Origin of the sequence: Lutimaribacter saemankumensis (assembly GCF_900100005.1) — a bacterium.
Taxonomy (GTDB): Bacteria; Pseudomonadota; Alphaproteobacteria; order Rhodobacterales; family Rhodobacteraceae; genus Lutimaribacter; species Lutimaribacter saemankumensis.
On the sequence record NZ_FNEB01000001.1, the window covers coordinates 1 to 16630 of the forward strand.

At 59.6% G+C, this 16630-nt stretch carries 14 protein-coding genes and 2 pseudogenes; 6 read left to right on the forward strand and 10 right to left on the reverse strand.

From position 1 onward, the window contains the following. Positions 1 to 167: 167 nt before the first annotated feature. A pseudogene (locus BLT50_RS18905) lies at positions 168 to 248 on the reverse strand (IS6 family transposase); the annotation flags it as partial. Positions 249 to 349: 101 nt separating this feature from the next. Continuing rightward, positions 350 to 1240 carry a zinc-binding metallopeptidase family protein gene (locus BLT50_RS00005; protein ID WP_245723236.1) on the reverse strand — a complete coding sequence of 297 codons (891 nt, stop codon included), beginning with the start codon at positions 1238 to 1240 and terminating at the stop codon, positions 350 to 352. A gap of 405 nt (positions 1241 to 1645) precedes the next feature. Between BLT50_RS00005 and BLT50_RS00010 the strand changes: the two genes are divergently transcribed. Next, positions 1646 to 3232, forward strand: coding sequence for an ATP-grasp domain-containing protein (locus tag BLT50_RS00010; protein ID WP_245723237.1), 1587 nt, complete (start codon positions 1646 to 1648; stop codon positions 3230 to 3232). A 184-nt stretch (positions 3233 to 3416) separates the two neighbouring features. Beyond that, positions 3417 to 4121: pseudogene (locus BLT50_RS00015) on the forward strand (IS6 family transposase); the annotation flags it as partial. Between the two features lie 131 nt (positions 4122 to 4252). On the opposite strand, the gene BLT50_RS00020 reads toward BLT50_RS00015, so the two are convergent. After that, a complete protein-coding gene (locus BLT50_RS00020) occupies positions 4253 to 4675 on the reverse strand; it encodes a DUF4345 domain-containing protein (protein ID WP_090025145.1) in 423 nt (140 codons plus the stop codon). Positions 4676 to 4705: 30 nt separating this feature from the next. Next, positions 4706 to 5533, reverse strand: coding sequence for a Rossmann-fold NAD(P)-binding domain-containing protein (locus tag BLT50_RS00025; protein ID WP_090025147.1), 828 nt, complete (start codon positions 5531 to 5533; stop codon positions 4706 to 4708). Between the two features lie 177 nt (positions 5534 to 5710). Here BLT50_RS00025 and BLT50_RS00030 point away from each other — a divergent pair, with 177 nt between their 5' ends. Further along, complete coding sequence (locus BLT50_RS00030) at positions 5711 to 6709, forward strand: AraC family transcriptional regulator (protein ID WP_090025149.1); 999 nt, start codon at positions 5711 to 5713, stop codon at positions 6707 to 6709. A 140-nt stretch (positions 6710 to 6849) separates the two neighbouring features. On the opposite strand, the gene BLT50_RS00035 is transcribed toward BLT50_RS00030, so the two are convergent. The 6 genes from BLT50_RS00035 to BLT50_RS00060 form a co-directional block, all read right to left on the reverse strand. Beyond that, entirely contained in the window at positions 6850 to 7983 is a 1134-nt protein-coding gene (locus tag BLT50_RS00035) for an alpha-hydroxy acid oxidase (RefSeq protein ID WP_245723238.1), read from the reverse strand. Then, positions 7983 to 8726: an SDR family oxidoreductase gene (locus tag BLT50_RS00040; protein ID WP_090025156.1), complete on the reverse strand. Its 744-nt coding sequence runs from the start codon at positions 8724 to 8726 to the stop codon at positions 7983 to 7985. Before BLT50_RS00040 ends, BLT50_RS00035 begins: the two co-directional genes overlap by 1 nt. A gap of 12 nt (positions 8727 to 8738) precedes the next feature. After that, entirely contained in the window at positions 8739 to 9503 is a 765-nt protein-coding gene (locus BLT50_RS00045) for a glucose 1-dehydrogenase (RefSeq protein WP_090025158.1), read from the reverse strand. Between the two features lie 3 nt (positions 9504 to 9506). After that, positions 9507 to 10805 carry a M24 family metallopeptidase gene (locus BLT50_RS00050; protein WP_090025160.1) on the reverse strand — a complete coding sequence of 433 codons (1299 nt, stop codon included), beginning with the start codon at positions 10803 to 10805 and terminating at the stop codon, positions 9507 to 9509. A gap of 68 nt (positions 10806 to 10873) precedes the next feature. Next, positions 10874 to 11683, reverse strand: coding sequence for an SDR family NAD(P)-dependent oxidoreductase (locus BLT50_RS00055; protein WP_090025164.1), 810 nt, complete (start codon positions 11681 to 11683; stop codon positions 10874 to 10876). Positions 11684 to 11703: 20 nt separating this feature from the next. Further along, positions 11704 to 13449, reverse strand: coding sequence for an ABC transporter substrate-binding protein (locus BLT50_RS00060; RefSeq protein ID WP_090025167.1), 1746 nt, complete (start codon positions 13447 to 13449; stop codon positions 11704 to 11706). A 302-nt stretch (positions 13450 to 13751) separates the two neighbouring features. Here BLT50_RS00060 and BLT50_RS00065 point away from each other — a divergent pair, with 302 nt between their 5' ends. The 3 genes from BLT50_RS00065 (at position 13752) to BLT50_RS00075 (ending at position 16626) form a co-directional block, all read left to right on the forward strand. Beyond that, positions 13752 to 14699, forward strand: coding sequence for a sugar ABC transporter substrate-binding protein (locus BLT50_RS00065; protein WP_090025170.1), 948 nt, complete (start codon positions 13752 to 13754; stop codon positions 14697 to 14699). 82 nt (positions 14700 to 14781) lie between these two features. After that, the gene (locus BLT50_RS00070) at positions 14782 to 15579 is read left to right on the forward strand and encodes an SDR family NAD(P)-dependent oxidoreductase (protein ID WP_090025173.1); all 798 of its coding nucleotides are present in this window, start codon (positions 14782 to 14784) and stop codon (positions 15577 to 15579) included. Positions 15580 to 15651: 72 nt separating this feature from the next. Beyond that, positions 15652 to 16626 (forward strand): ABC transporter permease, encoded by a 975-nt coding sequence (locus BLT50_RS00075; protein WP_090025175.1) that lies wholly within the window; start codon positions 15652 to 15654, stop codon positions 16624 to 16626. Positions 16627 to 16630: the final 4 nt, after the last annotated feature.

Sequence of the window (16630 nt, forward strand, 5' to 3'; positions counted from 1 at the left end):
TGACCAAGCTGTCGCGCGTGCCGACATCCCAATTCGGGCAAGCTGCCTGTGCCGGGCCAAAGCTGCCTGAAAATTGGACGAAGGCGTCCCTAGCCTTCATACCTAGGTCCGCTTTGGGCTCCTAGCTGCCGTTCGCCGCGGTATGTGCCAACGTCTTCTTTGCGGACAAACCGGACATAGAGCATCACCGCCAGGCGGATGATTTCGGGATCGGTTTTGAAGTACTTGAAAGGCGAGCGCTTGGTCATCCTTAGAGGCTACGAAAGCCCCCTGCCTGCCTCAAGCCAAGTTAATCTGACAAGACCATCCTAGCGTAATAAGAAGGCAATAGTTCAAAACGTGTCGATGGTCATCTACCCTGTGCGCCCCTGCGCAGCCATTCATGGACGAAAGCGAGCTTGCGCTGCGCTGCATGAGACACAAAGAATGGATATATATCGTCTAAACCCATGGAGCGATTGACGTGGTTGATCCCCATGACGACCGATACCGCGACCCGTATCAGTGTTGTGGCATCAGGCTCTGAATAAGCGTCCCAGCCTGGATAGGGAATGTCCGGTGACGAAAACCCTGACGACACGAAACTGTCTGTTATGTCGGTAAGATGCAGCAGATGTGCCGCTGTCTCGGCCCAATCCTCATGCGGGTGCGCAGAGGCATAGGCTGTCAGGTAGCTTTGGCTCCAATCCGCGGGCGGACCATTTCTATAGTGACGTTGCAAGGCTGCCGAATAATCTTCGCGCTCGTCCCCGAACTCGACGCGAAATGCATCCAGGAAATCCGCACGTAGGCTAAGACGCCACCAAAGCATGTGGGCGATTTCATGGCGCATGTGACCAATCATTGTCCGGTACGGTTCTTCCAGCGCCTGGCGCCGTGTGGTGCTGAGCACCGGATCGGCCTCAGCCACGCTGATAGTGACCACACCGTCGACATGGCCCATCGCAACCGGGGTTGGTCCGTCAGCAAGCATGTGAAATACAGGGGGCGCGCCGGGATCTTCGGGACGGAACCAATGCCAGCGGCCCAGATTGTCCAGCGTCCAGCGTTTCGCCGCCTCGGTGAACGCCCAATTGTTCAGCGCATTGGCGGCAGCATGATCCGGCGATACCGCGGTCATGGCGCATGATCTGCAAAGCGCCCCCTCCTCGGGTGCAATCCAATTGCAGCCGATCAGGGCACGGTTCGCGCAGAACGGCGGAGTCGGGATAAACGCACGGGCCTGCGGGTCATAGCCCACCTGCGTGCCATCCGCCGTCGTTAGGTTATGAAACCAAAGCGATCCGAAACCGACCGGGTTAGAAAAAACATACATGTAGGGTGCTCTCCAGACGTGTTCTCGATCACCTCGGATCGTCAGGCTGAAATCTCACGATCAAGTTTGCAACGGGTATCGACCCGCTTTCTGCACGTTTTTCACCGGCTTGGAAACCGTTTGGCCGCCTCAGACTTCGGTAATTGCGGGCGCGGAGCACCAATGCCCGGATCGGGTCGCTTTCATTGGCGCATATCGGCATAAAGCGCGCGACGTCGTTACCCCGACACGCGGCCAGTAAGGGCGGCGCTCTACGCCTGTCCGATACGCCTTGTGCACGCGATGCGGGCGCATGACCTTAAACTAGTTTGATATGCTAATAAATATGCCTTGACTCTTACGCTATCAGACGTCCTTCAGCAGGCCCCGGAAAATCAGGCCAGCCAGATAGTAAAGCATTATAATTTTTATTTTTTATTGCGAAAAATGATTTTGGAAAAGGATGCCTACACCCATCCTTCAGATGCCAGGCATTGGAAATTCGCGGAAAAAATGTTAGATTTTCTTAACGAAATATCAGAGCGCCGTGGCCAACCCAACCGATGGGTCGCGCGCTACAGCATAGAAATTGGAGGGCACGACATCTCTAGATCGACGAAATTCTCGACACTGAAAGACACGCTTGAAATGCCGGCACCAAAGGATGTTTCGGGCTGGGTCGATACCAATCTGGACTCGGTGCGCGGGACGGAAACGCCTAAAGACCCCAGTAAGGGTTATGTAGCGCTGCTGGGGTGGAGCATCAACGCCATCAAAGCGGCACAGAATTTCGACCGCCGCTATATTGTAGTAGCGCCGGATTGGGCCGCGGACTTTTGCGAAGCGAACAACATTCCTTTCATGCCGTGGGATTTTTCGCGACTAAACGACAGGTCGTTCGAGATTGCCCGCCGTCTGAAAGATGACGGTGTCGATGTTGCGATTCCACTTTTCGAAGAGACGGTTGAATGGGCCGGCGCGATCAACGCCGTTCTGATGGATCAACCGCGCATGTATGGCCAATCTATTCTGTTCCGCGACAAAGCCTTGATGAAGCGGCGCGCCCAGTTGGGTGGTATCCGCGTCGGCATTTTCGAAGAAGCCTACGAAAAGGACGACATCGTGCGCTTTATGAAACGCGTGAACCAAACCCTGCTGAAACTCGACGGCGACCCGGATGACCCGATCCATGTCAAGGCTTTCGACAAGGCTGGTTGCCTCGGGCACCGCATGATCAGAGACATCGAGGATATCGATAAAATTCCGGACGAAGAGTATCCCCTGTTGATGGAAAGCCATCTCGATGGGTGGGAATTCGCGGTCGAAGCATGGATCCACGATGGAGAAATCAAGTTTCTAAACATATCGGAATATGTGACGCTCGGTTACTCCGTCTTCGTGCCCGCCACGAAAGAGCTGGAGCAATGGCGTGAGGCAATCACACAGCAAATTGAAAAACTGATCAAAACGTTCGATATCAAGTTCGGCCAGATTCACCCGGAATATTTCCTGACATCCGATGGTGAAATGTACTTTGGCGAGGTCGCCTATCGCCCACCGGGTTTCAAGGCATTCGAACTGATCGAAAAAGCTTACGGTTTCAATGCTTACCAAGCCTCCATTCTGGTCTTTGACCCCAAGAGTACCAAGCAAGAAGTTGAGGCCTTTTTTCCCCGCGAGGTCGATGACGCCAAAGGCTATGCTGGTTGTTTTGGCGTATATCCGCGCCGTCGCGTGGTCAGCAAACTAGAGATGCCTGAGGAAACGGTTGGGCATCCATACTTCGACACACATGAACTGGTCGAACCCGCGCAAGAGACGGTTCCCGAAAGATCCGCTTTCGGCACCCATTGGGGGCTCGTGTTCTTTGTTGGTGACGATCCGATTAAGATGCGAGATCTGCTCAAAGCGCAGGAGGATTTGGATTTTTACGTGTAAAGCAGCGTGATCAAACGTTCGCGTCCGGTGTGTCTTCTACCAACCTCAATCGATCGACGGCCGTTTAGATGTTCGCATAGTTTAAGGCCAAAAAATCGATTTTCTTCAGTGTCCTGAGTGTCTTGGAGGCTTTGTCAGAGGAACTTGGCTTGAGGCGGGCAGGGGGCTTTCGTAGCCTTTGACGATGACCAAGCGCTCGCCTTTCAAGTATTTCAAAACCAGCCCCGAGATCATCCGCCTGGCGGTAATGCTCTATGTCCGGTTTCCGCTATCGCTGAGAAACGTCGAAGATCTGCTCCACGAACGCGGCATCGACGTCAGCCATGAAACCATCCGGTTCTGGTGGAACAGGTTCGGCCCGATGTTTGCGTCGGAGATCCGGCGGCGGCGTGTTCAGCAGCTACGCGCTTTTTCGCCATGGCAATGGCACGTGGACGAGGTTTTCGTGAAGATCAACGGTGAGCGGCACTACCTCTGGCGAGCTGTCGATCATGAAGGCGAGGTGCTGGAAAGCGTCGTCACCAAGCGAAGAAACAAGCGCGCTGCATTGAAAATGCTCAGGAAATTAATGCGGCGATATGGCCAGCCAGAGGTGTTGGTCACGGATCGGTTTGCTTCATAAAAAGCGCCGCTTCGCGACATGGGGTGCGAGGATCGGCAAGCTTGCGGTCGTTGGCTGAACAACCGCGTTGAGAATTCACACCTTCCATTCCGACGACGAGAGCGCGCGATGCAGCGCTTTCGGCGAATGCGAAGTTTGCAGAAATTCGTCGCCGACCATTCCTCCGTCTTCAACCACTTCAACCAGGATCGCAGCCTCTCCAAACGGGGCCACTCCAAACAGAACCGAACCGCTGCTCTGGCCGAGTGGCGCGCTCTCTGCGCGGCAAAAGCGGCAGCCTCACTGTCCTTGCAGAGACGAGTTCGAAATAGTCTGACAGCACCCGCAGAGCGGTGTTTGGTTGGAAGAGCTTGAACGAAGCGGCGGCATGGCATGTCAGCCTTGCCGCCGCTGGTCCGTCAGCTCTTGGAGCGGGCCGCAGCCAACTGTGAGCGTCCGACACGGCGCTTGAATGCGACCAGACACAGCATCGCCACACCCAACTCCAGGACAAGCGCGGCGAGGATGCCGGTTGACGGCAGCCCCTCGATCGCGAGCCCAATCAAACGTCCCGCCGGAAACGCGAGAAAGACGGTCAAGGACGCGGCTTTCGATACCGCTGCCATTGCTGGCCGCAAGATGCCCATAAGCATCAGAAGGCCGAATGCCGCGAGACCCGCGGCCGGTGCGCGCAGTTCGCTGAGAAGACTGGCGTTGCCGTCGAGCGTAATGCCATAGCTGGCGTAGAAGGCGTGCGGGGCGGCCAGAATGGCGGCACCGATGCCGAAAGCCGTCAGCCCGGAGATGCCTAGCGCGATCTTTTCCAAGGTTGTCAGTGACATGGGGTTTCCTTTCATGAAGTCAGACCGCCATCAGGCGGCAACGGACCAGGCTCCGGCGGTTGCGGCGGCAGACGCGAAAACCGTAAAGTCGCGCGGTTTCCGGCCAAGAGCACGCTCGACACCATCGGTCGTTTGCGCGTTGCGCCCGTCCAGCGTTTCCCGCGCGATGGCCGTGAAGACATCGGCGACGAAGTCATCGGCGGACTCCGCGAGATTGGCGTGGAAGTCTTCGAAGGTGATGGGAACATGCAGGATGGGGCGCCCAACGCTTTGTGTCAGGACGTCGGCCATTTCGGCGAATGTCATCAATCGCGGTCCCGTCACCTCGTAGGTTTCGCCGGTATGGCCGGCGGTGGTCAGCGACGCGACGACGACGTCTGCAATATCGTCGATGTCGATAATCGGTTCGGCGATGTCTCCTCCGGGCATGGGCAGGATGCCGGCCAGGATCGGATCGCGCAGGTAGCCTTCGCTAAAGTTCTGTGCGAACCAGGCGGCGCGAACGATCGTGAACGGAATGCCGGACGCGCGGACGACCTCTTCGCCGAGGCGCGCGTGATGCTCTCCGCGTCCCGAAAGCAGCACGATGTGCCGCAATCCGCTTGCCGCGGCGACCCTGGTGAAGGCCTGGAGCTTTTCCACGGCGCCCGGAAAGGCGAGATCGGGAAAATAGGTGACATATGCCTTCGCGACGCCGCTCAGGGCGGGGGCCCAGGTGGACGGGTCTTCCCAGTCGAAGGGAATGTCGGAACGCCGCGCGCCGCGGCGGACGGCAAAGCCCTTTTCTTCAAGCTTTCTTGCAACGCGGGAGCCGGTCTTGCCGGTGGCGCCGACGACGAGGATGGGTTGGTCTTTCATGGTCTGTCTCCTTGCTAGAGTTCGATGACCACGGGATAGCCGCCCAGATCCGCGCAAATATTGACCGGAGCCGCCAAGGTTTTGACCCAGCCCGCCAGGCGGGCGCGGTGACACGCGGTCACGGCCCGGCTATGATCACGCCATGCGCGTCTTTGCATCAGTCAGAACACTGCGGCCATGGGCTATGTAACCTCGCTTTTCGCGCGGAAGATGGTGGCGGCCGTGGGCGCCGCCATCGATCCCAAAGAGGCCCTTGCCGGGGTCGGCATCGATCATGATGCGCCGTGGGATCCGAAGGTCATGATCGCGGCCGAAGACTACTACGACCTGCTGGAAAAGATGGCCCGGACGATCGACATGACCGATCTGCCCGTGCATGTCGGCGCCTCCATGAGATGCGACGACTACGGGGCCCTGGGCCTTGCCTGGAAGGCCGCGCCCAATCTGATGGCGTCCTGTTCACGGATCGAACGATATGCGCGGATCTGGACTGGCGTCGTGACCTATGAACTCAGGCCGGATCCAAGGGGCGTTCTTTTCGTCCTGCACCGGCCGGGCGAACGGCGGCTTGGAATGCGCCTGTCGAACGAGGCGACTTTGGCGAGCGCGGTTTCGATATCGCGGCAGGTCTGCCCGGTTCCGTTTTCTCCTATCGAAGTTTTCGTCCAACACAAGGAACCGAGGTCAAAGGCATTCCACGAGGCTTGGTTCGGGTGCCCTGTCACGTTCGATGCGAAACTCGACGCGGTTTTGATTTCGCACGAAGCGATGACGCGGCCCAACATCCTCGGGGATGAAGGGATCTCGCGCTACCTGATATCCCATCTGGACGAGGAACTCGCCGAAGTTCCAACCTCGCCGCCGATCGTCGGGCAGGCGAAAGACTTGATCGCCCGTGGTCTTAGCGAAGGCACACCGCGGATGGCGGACATTGCCAAGGGTCTTGGGTTGAGCGTCCGATCCTTTCACCGTCGATTGTCGGAACACGGATTGACCTTTCAGGCGCTCACCGAGCAAACGCGGCGCGAGCTTGCCGAGGGTCTTCTCAGGGACGAGCGGTATTCTCTGGCCGAAGTCGCCTTCCTGACCGGCTTCTCCGAGCAAAGCTCCTTTACGCGTGCGTTCAAGCGGTGGATCGGAACGACCCCGGCAATCTATCGCAAGGCGCAAATGTGATCTTTTCCGCCGCCTCGTTTGGGCAGCTTGAGGGGCTTTCAATCCTGCCTTCTCGCACCCGGTTAATGCGCAGTCTGGCCCGCAGGGGGGGGCAGGGTCAGTCTACAGACTGAATCCTCCCGAAAGTACCCCGCGGCGGCTTAGCGAGCCAAAGCCGAAGATCCGACCCCTTCGAAGGATGCTGCGCCCAACTGGCCGAGCGCGCGGACGAGTTCGAGCTTTAGGATGTCCATGGCGCGTTGACCACCGGGCGTACCGCCGGCACCGACCCCATAGGCGAAGGCCCTACCGGCGAAAACGAAATCCGCGCCCAATGCCTTGGCGCGCAGAACGTCGGCACCGCGGCGGACGCCGCTGTCGATGGCGATACCGATCTTTCCGGTAACGGCATCCGCGATGGCTGGCAGGGCTTCGATCGTTGGCGGACCGAAAGCCACCTGGCGGCCGCCATGGTTGGACACGACGATCCCGTCACATCCCATATCGGCACATGACACGGCGTCTTGCGGGTGAAGGATACCCTTCACCAGAAGCTTGCCTTTCCACCGGTCCCGCAATCGTTCCAGAGCGTCCCAGGTAAAGCCGGGTGTGATCAGCGTTTTCTGCACATCCGCATAAGACGTGGCGCTTTGCAGCAGGTCGGCGTAATTTGCGACGTTCGGTTTGCCGTGGCGCAAGGTTTCCAGCGACCAGCGCGGGTTCAGCGCAAGGTGCAGAAGAACCTCGGGTGTGATGCGGAACGGGACAGCCAGTTGGTTGCGAATGTCGCGATCACGCTTCCCTGCGGCAGGCACATCGGCGGTGACGACCATCGTGTCGTATCCCGCCGCCTCAGCCCGCGCGATCAATCCTTCGGTTACGGTGTCATCGCTGGAAACATATAGCTGGAACCAGCCATTGCCGTCTGCGGCCTCGGCCAACTCTTCCAGGGTCGTGGAGGCTGCGGAACTGGCGACATACGGAACGTTCTCTTTCGCGCAGAGCCTGGCGAGCGTCAGGTCGGCATTCGGCCAGAATGCATTGAGCATCCCGATCGGGGCCATGCCGAAAGGCAGGTCATAGGTCTTTCCGAACAGCCGCGCGCGCGTGTCTATGGCCGACACATCCACCATGTAGCGCGGCGTTAACTCCACCTCCTGGAATGCCTGGCTGTTGCGCCGCATGTTGCGCTCGTTTTCGGCTCCGCCGTCGACAAGGTCGAAGGCGAAGCGGGGAATCCTGCGCCTGGCCATCAGACGCAGATCGTCGATCGAGGCTGCGCGTTCCAGTCGCATCAGATCGACCAGCCGCCATCCACGGCAAAGGCTTGCCCCGTAGTGAATGCCGACAGATCGCCCGCAAGATAACAGACCATTTCGGCGATTTCCTCGGGCTTGCCGAGTCGCCCCATGGGCTGGCGGTCCTTGAAAGCGGCCAACGCCTTGTCGAAATCGCCGGTGGCCTTCAGCCGATCCTCGAGCGAGGGGCTTTGCACCGTACCGGGGCAGATCGCGTTGCAGCGGATGCCGGCAGTCACGTAATCTGCGGCGATGGCCTTGGTCATGCCGATGATCGCCGCCTTGGATGCGCCATAGGCAAAGCGCCGCGGCGCGCCCTTTTCACTGGAAACGATCGAAGCGATGTTGACGATAGACCCGTTCCCCTGTTCCAGCATTCCCGGCAGGGCGGCTTTCGTGACACGGAAAAGCGCCTTGGCGTTCAGGTCGAACGACCTGTCCCATGCATCGTCGTCACAATCGAGGATCGTGCCGTCATGCACCCAGCCCGCGCAATTCACCAGGATTTGCAGCGGCGGCAAGGATGTGATCAGCGCATCGACCGCGTCTGCGTCCAGCACGTCAAGGCGTTGCGCAGAGATCCCATCCACCTGTGCGGCAAGGGTCTCGACCGCGGCGCCGTCGATATCGGTTGCCACGACAGCGGCCCCGCGCGCGGCCAGCGCCTCGGCGGATGCGCGACCTATTCCATTCGCGGCTGCCGTGACGAAGGCGGTTTTTCCTGCAAGTGTTTGTTCCATGATCTTTCTCTACTATCGGGCCAGCCAACCGCCATCGACCGTCACGACGCTGCCGTGGCAGTAGGTGGCGGCATCCGAGGCTAGGAAAACGGCGGCGCCGGCGATTTCGGATGGTTCAGCGAAACGTCCTGCCGGGATGCGGTCCAGCAAGGCTTTGGATCGTTCGGGGTCGTCGCGCAGGGCCTGCGTGTTGTCCGTTGCGGTGTAACCCGGGGCCAGGGCGTTGACGTTGATCCCCAGAGGGGCCCATTCGTTGCACAATGCCCGCGTCAGTCCGATAACGGCGTGCTTGCTGGAGGCATAGGCCGGTACGCGCAGCCCGCCTTGCGACCCGAGCACCGATGCCACGATGATGATCTTGCCCGCGTTCTGCGCGATCATCCTGCGCCCGGCGGCCTGGGACAGCAGCCAGACGCTGTCCAGGTTCACCGACAGCACGCGCCGCCAGTCTTCAAGTGGCATTTCGGCCGAGTCCTCGCGATGTATGATCCCGGCGTTGTTCACCAGAATGTCGAGACCACCAAGCGCATCGACCGCAAAGCCGATCACCTCTTCCGCAGCGGCCTCGTCCATGGAGGTGAAGTCCGCCTTGATCGCGGCAGCGTTGCGCCCCATGGCTCGGATTTCGTCCAGCACCTGTTGAGGCGCGTGACTGCGATAGGTCAGGGCCACATCGGCGCCGGCTGCGGCAAGTCCAAGGGCGATACCCTTGCCGATCCCGGTTGCGCCGCCTGTGACCAGTGCCTTGCGGCCGTTCAGATCGAATGGATCGCTCATCGTTCAGTACCGGTTCGCGATGGGAAGTTCTTCGGCCGGGAAAAGGGATATGACCTCGCAACCCGTTTCGGTTACGACGACTTCCTCCTCGATCCGCGCGGCCGAATAGCCGTCGGCGGCGGGGCAGTAGGTCTCCAACGCGAAGACCATGCCGGTCTGAATCTCCATCGGGTGGTCAAGCGACACCGCACGGCTGATGATCGGACGTTCGTGTAGAGCCAGCCCAAGCCCATGGCCGAATTGAAGGCCGAATGCCGCATCCTCGTTGGGAAAGCCGAACTCCTCCGCCTTTGGCCAGGCCTGTGCCACGACATCCGTCGTCACGCCGGGCCGGATAAGGTCGATCGACGCATCTATCCATTCGCGGGCCTTCACATAGGCGTCGTTCTGCGCCGAGGTCGCCTTGCCGATGTTGAAGGTCCGGTAATAGCAGGTGCGATACCCCTGATATGACTGGAGAATATCAAAGAACGCCTGGTCGCCGGGGCGGAACAACCGGTCGGTGAAGTTGTGCGGATGCGGGTTGCAACGTTCGCCCGAAATGGCGTTGATTGCCTCGACATCGTCCGACCCCATCTCATAGAGCATCTTGTTTGAGAGGGCGACGATGTCGTTCTCACGCACGCCCGGTTTCAGCTCTTCATAGATCATGTGGTAGACGCCATCGACCATGCTGGCCGCCTGGGTCAGCAACTGGATTTCGTCCCAGTTCTTGATTTCGCGTGCCGCCAGCATGATCTGCTGGCCGTCGACCACCTCGAGACCTTCTTCCCGCAGGGCGTGGAACATCGCGGTTTCGGCATAATCGACGCCGACGGGCATGTCGCCCATACCCGCGTCGCGGATCAGCCCAGCGATCTGCTTTGCGTATTTCTTCATCAGGCCGAATTCGGGCGGAATCGTTCCGCGCATACCGACCACGCCGGCCAGGCAATGGCTGGGCTCCAGCCAGTCGGAATACATCTGGTGGTGCACCGCGGCGGAACCGAAATCCCAGACGTAGGGGCTGTCATCCCCGGTCAGCAGGCAGAAACGGCACATCTTGTCCCGTTCCCATTCTCCGATCTTCGTGGCCGAGACATAGCGGATGTTGTTCACGTCGAACAAAAGCAGCGTGCCTGCGTTGGAGTTCTGCAGGGCCTGACGCGTCCGCGCCAGGCGATAGCGGCGCAGGCGGTCGTGGTCGATACGGCGCTCGAAATCGACCGAGGTGTGTCCCCAGGCGGGCAGGCGGTCACGCCATTCCCAGTTGGGCTCCAGATCCTGCGGTGTAAGCATGTTGGGCATGAGTGCGCGTGACATGAAGGGCTCCTTTCGGGTGCCGTGAATGACGCCCGGTTTCTGAGTGGTAATTGATGGAAATCAAGTGGTTACTGGATGCACCAGCCGCCATCGATATGGATCATCTGGCCTGTCATGTAGTCGCTGTCGTCGCTGGCCAGGAAGGACGCGGTTCCGGTTATGTCTTCGGGATAGCTGACCCGCTTGATCTGCAGCGCGTCGCGGACGATGTCGTCATAGGCTTGGCCTTCACGCTCTTTGAATCCGATATCGACAAGATCCTTGTCCAGTTGTTCCCACAAGGGGGTGACGACCACACCTGGCGCATATCCGTTGACGGTGATGTTGTGTTCGGCCAGGCCGATTGCGCCGCAATGGGTCAGGGCCAGGCAGCCGTATTTCGACGTGCAGTAGACCGTCACATCGACGAGGGGCTTGCGCGACGCGATGCTGCCTACGTTGATCAGCTTGTAGGGATGGTTCTCCATCGGGCCCTGCGCGATCATCTGCCTGGCCGTTTCCTGCATGCCCAGCCACATCGCCTTGGTGTTAACGTTCATGATCATGTCCCAGTTGTCTTCATCGATATCCATGAAGAACCGGGGCTTGTTCAGGCCCGCGTTGAACAGCCCTACGTTGATCGACCCGAAAGCTTCGACCGTGGCCGCGACGGCGGCGGCGTTGTCTTCGCGCTTGGTCACGTCCATCTTGACGGCGATCGCCTTGCCGTTGCCGGCGGAATTGATCTTGTCGGCCACTTTCTGCGCTTCGTCCCCATCGAGATCTCCGATACAGACATTGGCGCCCTGCGCGGCAAAGGCCTCGGCATTGGCGGCCCCCATGCCGCGGGCGGCACCGGTTATCAGGATGTTCTTGCCTTTAAGGCGATTGGGGTCCATGGGCTCTCCTCCTAAAGTCACTATGTCCCGTTTTTGTCTATCAGCGCGTCTGCCTGGGTTTGTGCATTGCGCAATGCCTCGCGGGGGGATTTGATACCTCGCAGCATGTCGTGGAATTCTTCGCCGCAAATGCGGATGATCGGCACGATCTCGGGCACGGGCGGGCGCGGCCAGAACTGAAGCTCGTCGTGCCATGACATGGCGTCTATCGCTTCGAAGATTTGCGAGGTCTGACGCACCTCGGGGTCGGCTCCGACAGAATAGCGCGGGTTGGTGCGGCTGCCGTTCTGGACATAGAGTTTCTGTGCCTCGGGCGAGGTAAAGACCGTCAATGCCTCGACTGCGGCGGGCACGCGCTCGGGCGCCAGGTTTGCCGGTATGCCCATCACGTAACCGCCCACCGGCGCAATCGGGTTGGCGCCGGGCCCGTGGGGGTGGGGCAGGTAGCCGGTCTGCCCACGGGCGGGCGAGTTCTCGTCCAGCTCGAAATACGGGGCCAGCAGCGTGTAGCCGTACGCCATCGCGATATTGCCCGCCGCATAGGGGCGGACACGCTCGTACCACGACATCGAAAGGATGCCGGGCGGCGAGTAATTCAACATTTCCAGCAGGAACTCAGCGGCCCGCAAGCCGGCCTCGGTGTCGATCGTGGGGCGGTAATCTCCTTGTGCCAGATCGTCGGTGTCGAACCCGCCGGCGATTTCGGCAAGGTCCAGGACGGGCTGACCGAAATCCGCCATCGTCATCAAAACCGTGTGCCCCAAGGCCGTTCCGCGCGCAGCGTTCCAGGCGATGCCGTAGCGGCCCTGCCGCGGGTCATGAAGGACGCGCGCGGCTTCCAGCAGGGCATCTGTGGTTCCGGGCGGCTCAAGCCCGGCCTCGGCAAAGAGGTCGCGGCGATAAAACAGCAATTCCGGCGTGGTCTGGGCCGGCACGCCGTATGCGCGCCCACCCCAATGTGCAGCCTTCCAGCCGGCGGTGTGGAAATCCGCAGGATCGAGCCGCGCGAGGTCCATCACCTGATCAAGCGGCATCAGCACGTTCTTTTCGGCGAACTCTCCGATCCAGGGCAGATCGACGGCGATGATATCGTAGCGGCTGGCGGACCGTTCTGCATTCCGCAGCGCTTCTTCGCGCAGTCGGTCGATCGAAAAGGCACGTTGACTGATCTGGGTGCCAATGACCTGTTCGAATTGGCATTTCAGATTTTCCATAACCATGAAGGTCGGGTCGCCATGCACCAGGACACGGATGCCGCCGGGGACTTTCAGTGGCTGGCTGCGCACACGCAGCGGGGGAATGGACTGAGCAGCGGCGTAGCTTCCGCCGAAATAGTAGTCCTTGGTGTCCTGCGCGCGCTTGCGCCCGCCAAAGCGGGCTTCGGTCATGCGGCGCACACGGCCTGAAAGCTGCATCCACTGATCCAGCAACCTGTCGCTGGGGTGCATGGAAAAGCTCTTGCCGGATTTGGTGCGCGGGCGCTGTTCGATCAGGCCGGCCTCGATCATCTCTTTCATGCGGCGATTGGCGGTGGCGTAGGGCACGCGACTGGCATCTATCAGCGACGTCGGGGTCACTGTCTTCGCCTCGAAATGGCCAAGCAGCAAATGCAAAGCCATGCGCAGATGTGCATTCGGCGCGATGATATCCAGCGCATCTTCAAGCTCGTCGCTCAGGTCTTCGAGGAAGGACAGAACCTCGAGCGACTCGGTCTTCGTCTGCGGCGAGACCGGGCTGGCGTGATCATGTGTCCTTCGAACGTTCATTTGCCTTGCGGGCCTCTTCCGGTGCTGCGCCTGACCCGACGGTTCGGGTTTATTCGGATCAGATGATTTGAACTCACTCACGCGCTTTCCCTTTCAAAATGTCCAAAATGAAGCTCCACCGTACCGGGAAATGAATCCATTACGGATATAAAATTATCCAAAATGGATAATGTTGTTGCATTTTGAAAAGGTGGAAAACGGCAGTCTTAGGAACATCATTCGCAGTGACGGATGATGGCTGGCGTCCGGGAGGGACGCTCGGGAGAGATAACATGCCGGCAACGACCGGGAGGAGATTCACAATGAAGATTCGCACTGCTCTTGCAGCAACCACGGCAATCCTGCTGGCTGGTGTTGCATCCGCTGAAACCATGAAGATCGGCATCACGCAAAACAACGTCGGCGTGGACAGCTACCAGACCACCTATGAAAAAGCGTTCATTGCCGCCGCGGACGCCAACGACGCGGTGGAAACCGTCGTTCTGGATGCCGGTGGGGACGTCGCGCGCCAGATCGCGCAAATGGAAGACCTGATCCAACAGGAAGTCGATGCCATCATCATCTGGCCGACCAACGGCGAAGCCGTGATCCCGGCGGTCCGCAAGGCGCACAAGGCCGGTATCCCGGTCATCGTCACCAACTCGAACATCGCCGAGCAAGGCTTTGATTTCGTGAAGTCGTTTTCTGGCCCGGACAACATCACCCAAGGTGCGCGCTCGGCAGAAATCATGTGCGACAAGTTCAAGGACATGGGTATCGAAAACGAAGCAAAGGTCGTGCACATCACCGGTCAGCCTGGATACACCACCGCCATCGAGCGTGCGAAGGGTTTTGAGGATCGTCTGCCCGAGGTCTGTCCCGACGTGACGATCATCGACACCCAGCCGGGCGACTGGAACCGCGAAAAGTCACAGCAGGTGATGGAAGCGTTCCTGGTAAAGTACGACGATATCGACGGCGTCTATGCCGGTGATGACAACATGGGCGTGGGTGCTTTGAACGCCGCCAAGGCCGCAGGTCGCGATGGCATCATCTTCGTGGGCGCCACGAATTTTGCAGTCGGCTACGAGGCGATGGCGGCAGGCGAGTACTGGGGCTCGATTTACCAGTCGCCGGTCGATGACGCCGAGGCCGCGCTGCAGACGGCTATCGATATCCTGTCGGGCAAGGACGTACCCTTCCTGAACTACTTCGATACTCCCAAGATCACCCAGGACAATATGGGTGATTTCACGAAGCCGGTGTTCTGATACCGTCTTGTGCAGTGCGGGGCGCGGCAAGAAACGCGCCCCGCAACCCACCCAAAATGTTTCGTTCAGGAGGGACACGCAAATGGGACGTGTGTCTGATCGTGTCTGCATTGTGACAGGCGCCGCGCAGGGTATTGGCCGCGCAATTGGTGAGGCGCTTCTCGATGAAGGGGCGATGGTCTGCTTCGCGGATATCAATGGTCAGAAGGTAGCCGAGGTCGCAGAAGCCAATCGCAGCCGCCTTAATGGCCGGGCGGGCAACGTGACCGCCCATGTTGTCGATGTGACCGACCGCGAACAGGTACGTGCCATGATCGCCCACACGGTCGAAACTTTCGGGCGGCTTGATGTCAAATTCAACAACGCCGGAGTGAACAAGCCCATGAACTTCATGGACGTCACCGAGGCGAACTGGAATTTCATAATGGGTATCAACGGGTTGGGGTGCATGATTGGCATGCAGGAAGCAGCCCGCCAGATGATTGCGCAGGGCGGTGGGGGCAAGATCGTCAACACGGCCTCGGTCGCCAGCCGCCAGGGATTTGACAACGTCGCTCCGTATTGCGCATCGAAATGGGCTGTTGTCTCGTTGACCCAATCCGGGGCGCGCGACCTGGCGAGGCACAACATCACCGTCACCGGGTTCGCTCCGGGTGTGGTCGCCACCGAAATGTGGGAGCAGGTCGATCGGGATCTCATGGAGATCGGCGCTGCCGATCGTCCGGGCCAAGCGATGGAGGAGTTCTCGGCAGAGATTCTGAAGGGCCGTGTGGCCACCCCGGCCGACATTACCGGGACCACAACGTTCCTCGCCTCTGCCGAAAGCGATTACATGACGGGGCAAATCGTTATGATCGACGGGGGGATGACACTCGTTTGACAGGCCCGCGTCGGCGGCAAGCGCCGGTGCCGGATATCGCAGACAGCGCTAACGACCCGAGGGAGGGGGAAGATGGCAGCACTCAGCAAAGCGCAGATCGGGCCGATCCTGGCGAAGCAGGGCATCCTGATCGCCTTCGCGGTCTTCATGATCGCCTTTACCATTGCCAGTCCGAAATTTCTTAGTGTTGACAACGTGTTCAGCGTGGTGCGGTCCTCGGCAATCCTCGGGGTCATGGCCCTAGGCGTCACCTTCGTGGTGATCAGTGGCAATCTGGATTTGTCCGTCGGCTCAATGATGTCCTTTTCCACCATCGTGGTGCTGGACCTGCATGACAAGATCGGCCCTTTTCTGGCGATCCCTGCCATGTTCGCCATGACGCTTGCACTGGGGGCGATCATCGGTTTCCTCGTAGGATACTTGAGGCTCAATTCCCTGATCGTCACGCTTGGCATGCTTTCGGCCATACACGGCCTGACGCTGACCTATTCAGGCGGGCAGAACATGGATATCGCTGACAAGGAAGGTACGTGGTTCAGCGTTTTCGGGCAGGGCACCGCGTTGGGCATTCCGGTGCCGATCCTGATATTCGCAGCGCTTGCTGCGTTTCTTGGCCTCGTTCTGGGCAAGACCGCGTTCGGCCGCAAGATCTATGCGGTGGGCGGAAACGACACGGCGGCGACCTTTTCGGGCGTGCGCCGGGCGCGGACCGTGTTCAATTGCTACCTGATCTCGGCGGCATGTGTCGCCACCGCCGGCCTGATCCAGGCAAGCCGTAGTCTCGGTTCGCAGAACACCGTGGGGCAGGGGCTGGAGCTTGAGGTTCTGGCGGCTGTCATTCTTGGGGGGGCATCGCTTCTGGGTGGGTCCGGCACGATCTTCAAGACCGTGATCGGTGTGCTGATCCTGGGCTTCATCCAGAACGGCCTGCTGCTTTTGGGGCTGCAATTCTACGTCCAGTTCGTGGTGACCTGGGTCATCATCATCCTTGCTGTCTGGCTCGATATCGCGGCCAAGCGCGGCAAGCTCTGGTCGCCGATTGCGTAGGGGA

Bases quoted from the DNA above. Each gene is read 5' to 3' on its own strand.
- BLT50_RS00020 (WP_090025145.1), bottom strand. From the start codon at position 4,675: ATGTCACTGACAACCTTGGAAAAGATCGCGCTAGGCATCTCCGGGCTG.
- BLT50_RS00025 (WP_090025147.1), bottom strand. From the start codon at position 5,533: ATGAAAGACCAACCCATCCTCGTCGTCGGCGCCACCGGCAAGACCGGC.
- BLT50_RS00030 (WP_090025149.1), top strand. From the start codon at position 5,711: ATGGGCTATGTAACCTCGCTTTTCGCGCGGAAGATGGTGGCGGCCGTG.
- BLT50_RS00035 (WP_245723238.1), bottom strand. From the start codon at position 7,983: ATGCGACTGGAACGCGCAGCCTCGATCGACGATCTGCGTCTGATGGCC.
- BLT50_RS00040 (WP_090025156.1), bottom strand. From the start codon at position 8,726: ATGGAACAAACACTTGCAGGAAAAACCGCCTTCGTCACGGCAGCCGCG.
- BLT50_RS00045 (WP_090025158.1), bottom strand. From the start codon at position 9,503: ATGAGCGATCCATTCGATCTGAACGGCCGCAAGGCACTGGTCACAGGC.
- BLT50_RS00050 (WP_090025160.1), bottom strand. From the start codon at position 10,805: ATGTCACGCGCACTCATGCCCAACATGCTTACACCGCAGGATCTGGAG.
- BLT50_RS00055 (WP_090025164.1), bottom strand. From the start codon at position 11,683: ATGGACCCCAATCGCCTTAAAGGCAAGAACATCCTGATAACCGGTGCC.
- BLT50_RS00060 (WP_090025167.1), bottom strand. From the start codon at position 13,449: ATGAACGTTCGAAGGACACATGATCACGCCAGCCCGGTCTCGCCGCAG.
- BLT50_RS00065 (WP_090025170.1), top strand. From the start codon at position 13,752: ATGAAGATTCGCACTGCTCTTGCAGCAACCACGGCAATCCTGCTGGCT.
- BLT50_RS00070 (WP_090025173.1), top strand. From the start codon at position 14,782: ATGGGACGTGTGTCTGATCGTGTCTGCATTGTGACAGGCGCCGCGCAG.
- BLT50_RS00075 (WP_090025175.1), top strand. From the start codon at position 15,652: ATGGCAGCACTCAGCAAAGCGCAGATCGGGCCGATCCTGGCGAAGCAG.